Below are 1,245 nucleotides of genomic sequence, written 5' to 3' on the forward strand. Positions count from 1 at the left end.
AAAAGTTAAATAAGATTAGTAAATTACAATCCAGTCTTAAAGAATCCTTAATTCATTATCATGGTTTGGGTTTCACTAATATTCAAAATTATTTAAATCTCTGAAAATGAAAATACCAACATAAAGGTTTAACACCCAACCAACAATCAACGGTATTTAAATAAGATTAGTAAATTACAATCCAGTCTTAAAGAATCCTTAATTCATTATCATGGTTTGGGTTTCACTAATATTCAAAATTATTTAAATCTCTGAAAATGAAAATACCAACATAAAGGTTTAACACCCAACCAACAATCAACGGTATTATATTTTAACGTTTAAAAAAGCTAAATAAAAATAATAATCTTACAGTAAATTCATTTTCAAGTTGTCTTGTTGATATTTTTTTTCACTTCATCAAGAGTTTTCTACAAAATTAAAAATTCTTTGTATATATTTATATTCATTATATAATTTTTATATAAATAAAATATCAAAAAAAGACTGGGTTATTATGAAAAAATGATTAATTTTTTTAGGAGCAATTACATTACTAGGAACAAGCACAACAAGTCTAGTTGCTTGTAATAATATACCACAATATAACGAAGATGAATTACAACAACTAAAAAAAAGAAAACCAAATATACACAAATTGCAAAGAAATAAAAGAAAACTTAGAATGAATTTGCCCTCAAGAAAAACCATTTAATATAGTTGATAATAAATGATATTATGTTGTATGAAAAAAAGATAAATGAGAAATAAATAAAATTTTTAGAAATTATAATATTAATGTAAACCAAGAATATATTATATACAAAGATAATAACTATGGATACACAAGAACCTGATTTAGTAGTTGATATTGATGGTAATGTAAAAGTTAATGGTGAATAAAAGGTAGTATATATTATTTTGAGGTTTTTAATAAAATTAAGTAATTAGAAACATAAATTATATTAAATCAGTTTATCGTTGAAATTTAGATACACAAGAACCTGATTTAGTAGTTGATATTGATGGTAATGTAAAAGTTAATGGTGAATAAAAGGTAGTATATATTATTTTGAGGTTTTTAATAAAATTAAGTAATTAGAAACAAATTATGTTTCGCTTATGAGTAAATGATAACAAAATTTATAAAAAAATCAACTTTTTTAAAAATATAATTTTTAATTGAATAAATGATTTTATAAAATTATGGATTTTGACACACTAAAAAGTACTTTTTAAAGTTATTACTAATTTTAAAAAGTTTTT

The 1,245-nt window shown here is 21.1% G+C and carries 1 protein-coding gene; it reads left to right on the plus strand.

The window, feature by feature from the left end; all coding sequences use genetic code 4:
• Positions 1 to 496: 496 nt before the first annotated feature.
• Positions 497 to 694: a lipoprotein gene (locus C6B38_RS04325; protein ID WP_105298785.1), complete on the plus strand. Its 198-nt coding sequence runs from the start codon at positions 497 to 499 to the stop codon at positions 692 to 694.
• Positions 695 to 1,245: the final 551 nt, after the last annotated feature.

It is taken from the genome of Spiroplasma sp. ChiS, assembly GCF_002968355.1.
Lineage (GTDB): Bacteria > Bacillota_I > Bacilli_A > Mycoplasmatales > Mycoplasmataceae > Spiroplasma > Spiroplasma citri.